The organism is Anthropogastromicrobium aceti (assembly GCF_020687335.1).
GTDB classification, from domain to species: Bacteria; Bacillota; Clostridia; order Lachnospirales; family Lachnospiraceae; genus Anthropogastromicrobium; species Anthropogastromicrobium aceti.
Genome location: NZ_JAJEQN010000079.1, coordinates 1 through 5099 on the forward strand (window position 1 = coordinate 1; position 5099 = coordinate 5099).

The window sequence follows — 5099 nt, forward strand, 5'->3', positions numbered from 1 at the left end:
GGGGGATTGAAGGGGGGCTTGCCACCCTCACAAGTTCTAAAGTGGTAACACTTTAGGGAACTTGCAATATATCCGCTACACATATTATAGCATGATAGACACCCTATATCAAGCGGATATATTCGTGCGTATATTCTGCCAAGAATATAGTGGAGCTTACTTCCTCTTGGGCGACTTTGGAAGTGTAGGTGGAAGAAAGTCAAGGGCTTGTTTTTTATCTGCAGTATGAGCTTCGGCTTGCCGATCAGCGAGTACAGCAGATAAAAAATGGTCGCAGACCACCCTTTACTTTCTTCCGCCGGAACGGACAATGAAGCACAGGGGGAAGTAACGGAACGGACGGACAGCCGTTTTCCCCTCCGGCATTATAGCCAACAAAAAAGAGTATCAAGGGTAAACGCTGCGGTCTATGACCGCCCTTGACACTCTTTTCCTTATGGCTTTGATAATAAACAAGGGGAAATGGCTTCTTGTGGCATTTCTGCCACTATGGTATAATGAGCGACGCTACCACCCCTATACAGGTACAGAAAGGGGGTGTGCCACCATGAGTATATTTTCGTCTTTCTTACTCTCTGTCTTGGCAAGTGTAGTCGCCTACTACATCTGCAAATGGCTGGACGGAGATAAATAGGCGGTAGCCAGCCTAAGGAATAAGCCACCTTGCCACAACGGAATAGAAAAGCCCCGGAGTTGCGACCTCCGGGGCTTTTTGCGTGCCACAATGAGCACTTTCGTCTTTCTTGCCTACTGGCATTATAGCATATGCCTTTCGGCATTTCAAGTATGCCCTACTTCCACCACTTGTAAACGGTGGGCTTGCTCAATCCTGTCTCTCGAATGCAGTCCGCTTTCTTTCCTGCTGGGTGGCTCTCCTGCCATTCTCTGACTGTCTGCTCCGCTGTTCCACTCCCTTTTGGTCTACCCTCTTTTACTTCTTCTCCTAACTGCTTTTTTAAAGCTTTCATAGTATTCATAACCTTTACATGGTCTTTTTGCTTTCTGTAATTCCGCTTATTTGCTGGTATCGTAACCTTTGTGTTGTCCTCTATCCATTCCCGGCTTGCTATCGTTGACAGCCTTTTTCTGTCCCCTTTCAATGCCCGAAGAGCGTCTTTCACATCTGCCCGGCTGAAATGGTTGTCCTCGTCCTCGGTAAGGCTCTCTAAATGGTCCAGGAACGCATAGGCGTCTCTCCGTATCTTCTGCTCGGATATGCCACACTTCAAGCCATAAGAGCACAACGCCATAATAGAAAAGTAACGCCCTCCGGCTTTCACTTCCTCGGTTATTTTCCGTTTCCACCACTCATATAAAGCTTCGTTACATACCCACGTACCGCCCTGCTTCTTACTTTTCTGCTTCGGCTCTCCCTGCACGATCCGCTTCTCATACCATTCCGGGTACAGCTCCTTTGCTTCTTCCAGCGTAACGGTACTTTTTCTTCTCGGCTTCTCGTACAACGGAGCAAGGTCTACCTTACAGCTCGGTATGCTGGCTTTTATGTCCTCCAGCGTGTAACGGTTCTCTGACAGCTTATAGGCTTTTACTGGGAAATCTGCACCCAGCTTCGACTGACTCCCCACACACCGGAAACCTTGATAAATTCCGGTTATATCCGGGCTGTCCGGACGGATAGAGCTGGTATCATTCCATAGCCGCCGGATAAAGGCTTCTTTCAGCTCCGCAAGCACTTCTTCCCGGTTTCGATACAACTGAACCGGCTCCTGCAAGAAATAGTAAAGATGTACCCCCTTGCCGGAGCTGACAAGATAAGTCGGACGAAGCTGCACACCATTCCCAAACTGCTTCAACAGGTTCTTTAACTGCTGTTTGCCTACATAATCCACGTCCACCACCACCGCAAACAGCTCATGAGCGTTCTCTTTCGTGTGTGACTTTCCGTAAAAACTAATAGGCGGTATCAGCCCAAACCTATCTCCTATGACCTTATCCAGCATTTTCAGACTATCATCAATTACCCACTGCCGGGTTCTTCCTTTGCCAGACGGTCTAATCTGTGTCGCTATAATATTACCTTTTCCGTCCTCCGGCTCTTGCTGGAGACTGCCAGCCGGAAACAACTCCCGATAGAAATCATGAGGACTTACTTCCGGGTATCCCCTCTCCAACATAAGGGCTTCTTTCTCCCGATAAGCAGACTTCCACTCATACCCTCTTTTATCTCTCCTTTTGGTGTATTTTGCCATAGTCTTTTGCACCTCACTCCCTCTCGCCTTGACCGCTAATCTTATCAATGAGTTTTTTTTACCTTTTTCCGTCAAGTATAAGGGAGTGCCTTTTGAGTGTCAATATCTACACCTCACTCCCTCTCGCCTTGACCGCTAATCTTATCAATGAGTTTTTTTTACCTTTTTCTCTCAAGTATAAGGGAGTGCCTTTTTGATGTCAATATCTACACCTCACTCCCTCTCGCCTTGACCGCTAATCTTATCAATACATTTTTGCACCTTTTTCTTCGTACCGACAAACTGCAATTTATCTTAGAAATTACAGCGATGTTATTTTGATAAACTTTCAAGAATTGAAATATCATGCTTATCTTTATCTCTTAATTCATAACCTGAATGGAAAACTTTTTGGCCTTTTAAAGATATACAAGGAATTGTTTTGCCTTCAAAAAAAACACTACCAAAGTAATCTTTTTCAAACTCATACCATCCACCCTCTAAATCAGCTTGTTTTGAAGTTCCGTCCTCATTTAAAACGAACGGGTGAATGTCTAAGTAACCAAGTTCATCACTATATAACTCTATTCTAACCGGTTTCCAGTCTGTATCAATTTTATAGCCCAGATTCAAAAGCACATTTAACAATTTTTCCGTATGTTGAGCATCAAAATTTATATCTATATCTCTATGAATTCTTGTTTGTTTACCAGCTAAAATATCTACACCCCATCCGCCATCCAACCAGTATGTAATTCCAGTATTTTCGAATAATTCTATTACTTTCATTAAATCTTCTTTTGTTGTTATTTCTTTTCTACCCATACAAAGTCTCCTTTACAACTTCTATATAATTGTTTAGTTAAGTCAATATCAATATCTAATTGCCAAGGCTCAAAATCAAAAATCATGGTCATCACACTCCTTTTTAAAATTCTAATTTATCGATTTCTTTTTACTTACTAATCATACCATACAACAGCATAAGAAACACTAAAATATTGCAGACCATACCGCCCCAAAACAGGTACAACTTCAAGCCCTCATATCTAAAAAAACTGTTCTTACTTTCCTCAAGCTCCCGGATCTTCTGCTTCATCACGCTCGTAAGTGTATCAGACTGCTTCTCAAGAAGCTTTGTAGCCCTCTGTATAGCCTCTATATTCGCCTGTAACGCCTTTCTAACCTCTTGGACGGTGTTTTCCTTAACCTCATCTTTCAGGCTCCCAATCTCGCCCGATATAGCGTCTTGAAGCAATTCGTTGCTGTTCTTCAGCAGCTCTACGCTCTGCTTCAGCTCGCTGATGAGCTTCCTGTTCTGCTCTGCGTCTCTCTGCCTGTTCTGCTCTGCCCTCACTTGTTCTTGATTTGACTGCTTCATCAATTCCTCGCAGTTCTCGCTCGACATCGCCAACGCTTCTTTGAGCAGACTGTTTTCCAGCTCTGTCCGGCTCTGTCGGTTTAACTCTTGAAGCTGCTCTCTTGGACTGCTCTGCTTCTGCTGTTCGTGCATTTCTCTCAAACTCATGCTCCATACTCTCCTTTCCAAAATCCATATTGTAGTATTTTTCCAGCTTGTTATCCCTGATTTTACAAGCCTTTTCTCCTGCCTGTTCCCTGGCTAAGTCGGTATATGTGATGTACTTGTGGCTGTCCTGCCAGTCCACCCCGTACCCTCTTTCATTCATCAGCCGGATAAAGGTTTCCCGGCTGGTCGCTGTTTCCTTACAATCCAGCACCGCAAGGGCAATATCCTGCACATAGCTTTTGACCTTTCCCTGCTCTGCCTGTTTCAAAAGCTGGTAGGTGTCTTTGCTCCATGCCACCGTTTCTTCCCGGACTTCTCCAGCAAATGTCTTTCCTTTCTCCGGCACATGCAAGCCCTGTTCCCAGCTCTGCTCGTTGCACCGTTCCTTTAAGTCTTTAAGGTCGTGCTTACTCCATTGGAGCTTATGACCGTTCTCATAATTTACGGAATTGACAATAAAGTGCGTGTGTATATGCCCCTTGTCTATATGCGTGGCTATCAGAACTTCATGCCCTTTCCATGCCTTTGTATGCTCTGCCAGCTCGACAGCGTTCTTGTGAGCCTGCTCCGGGGTTATTTCCTCGTCCTCATGGTAGGATTGCACATAATGCTTATAGGTTCTTCCGTCCGTCTTGCCCCACAGCTCCTTTGTGGCTTGCATTTCCTCCTTGACCGTCTCCGGCTCACAATGCAGACCGCTGACAAGCTTCTCCTCTGTCTTTTCTTTTTTCGTCACATAATCTATTGCGTGCCCTATGCCCGCCTTTGAAGATACCGCCTTAATGACTGCCATACTTTGTTCAGCTCCTCTCCATGCTTCCGCACTTCCGCTTCACTCGGCAACATTCCCCCCTCATTACACCTCTTTGCTATTTGGTTGAGGTTGTTCCCTATCCGTTTCAGTTCCGGGATAAGTTCTTTGATACCGTCCGTATTCACGATCTGCTTCTCCAGCACACAGGAAAGGATATACTCCTGCTGGTTCTTTCCACTCTCTGAAATCTTCTCCTGCAACTGCTGGTATTCTTCTTCACTTACTCGGAATGATAACTGCTTTGGTCTTGTCTTGTTCATGCCCTTACCACTCCATATCCATGACATCAAGTAAGTCAAAGAAACGCTCCAGCGTCTTATTTTCCTTTTCTGCCGGGTTCTGTTTTACATATTTATCAATTACTTTCATCAGCTCCTGCACCTCGTATCTGTACTCAAACTGAATTTTATCCATTTCTTTTTTCATGCCTTTGACCTCTCTTTCTTCGGTGCTACCACCGTCAAATTATGAGCCTTTCGGCTCTCTAAAAAGGGGGATTGAAGGGGGGCTTGCCACCCTCACAAGTTCTAAAGTGGTAACACTTTAGGGAACTTGCAATATATCCGCT

Annotated in this window: 6 protein-coding genes; all 6 read right to left on the minus strand. The window is 44.9% G+C overall.

What is annotated here, in order from left to right:
* Positions 1–791: 791 nt before the first annotated feature.
* A complete protein-coding gene (locus LKD48_RS16130) occupies positions 792–2135 on the minus strand; it encodes a repa (RefSeq protein WP_118577254.1) in 1344 nt (447 codons plus the stop codon).
* A 387-nt stretch (positions 2136–2522) separates the two neighbouring features.
* A complete protein-coding gene (locus LKD48_RS16135; RefSeq protein WP_009263190.1) occupies positions 2523–3014 on the minus strand; it encodes a nucleotidyltransferase domain-containing protein in 492 nt (163 codons plus the stop codon).
* A gap of 130 nt (positions 3015–3144) precedes the next feature.
* Positions 3145–3447, minus strand: coding sequence for a prefoldin domain-containing protein (locus LKD48_RS16140; protein ID WP_008976813.1), 303 nt, complete (start codon positions 3445–3447; stop codon positions 3145–3147).
* The gene (locus LKD48_RS16145) at positions 3401–4510 is read right to left on the minus strand and encodes a relaxase/mobilization nuclease domain-containing protein (RefSeq protein WP_055166537.1); all 1110 of its coding nucleotides are present in this window, start codon (positions 4508–4510) and stop codon (positions 3401–3403) included. Before LKD48_RS16145 ends, LKD48_RS16140 begins: the two co-directional genes overlap by 47 nt.
* The gene (locus LKD48_RS16150) at positions 4471–4791 is read right to left on the minus strand and encodes a MobC family plasmid mobilization relaxosome protein (RefSeq protein ID WP_009256578.1); all 321 of its coding nucleotides are present in this window, start codon (positions 4789–4791) and stop codon (positions 4471–4473) included. The genes LKD48_RS16145 and LKD48_RS16150 overlap by 40 nt, the downstream gene beginning before the upstream one ends.
* A gap of 4 nt (positions 4792–4795) precedes the next feature.
* Positions 4796–4957, minus strand: coding sequence for a hypothetical protein (locus LKD48_RS16155; RefSeq protein WP_004614779.1), 162 nt, complete (start codon positions 4955–4957; stop codon positions 4796–4798).
* Positions 4958–5099 lie beyond the last annotated feature (142 nt).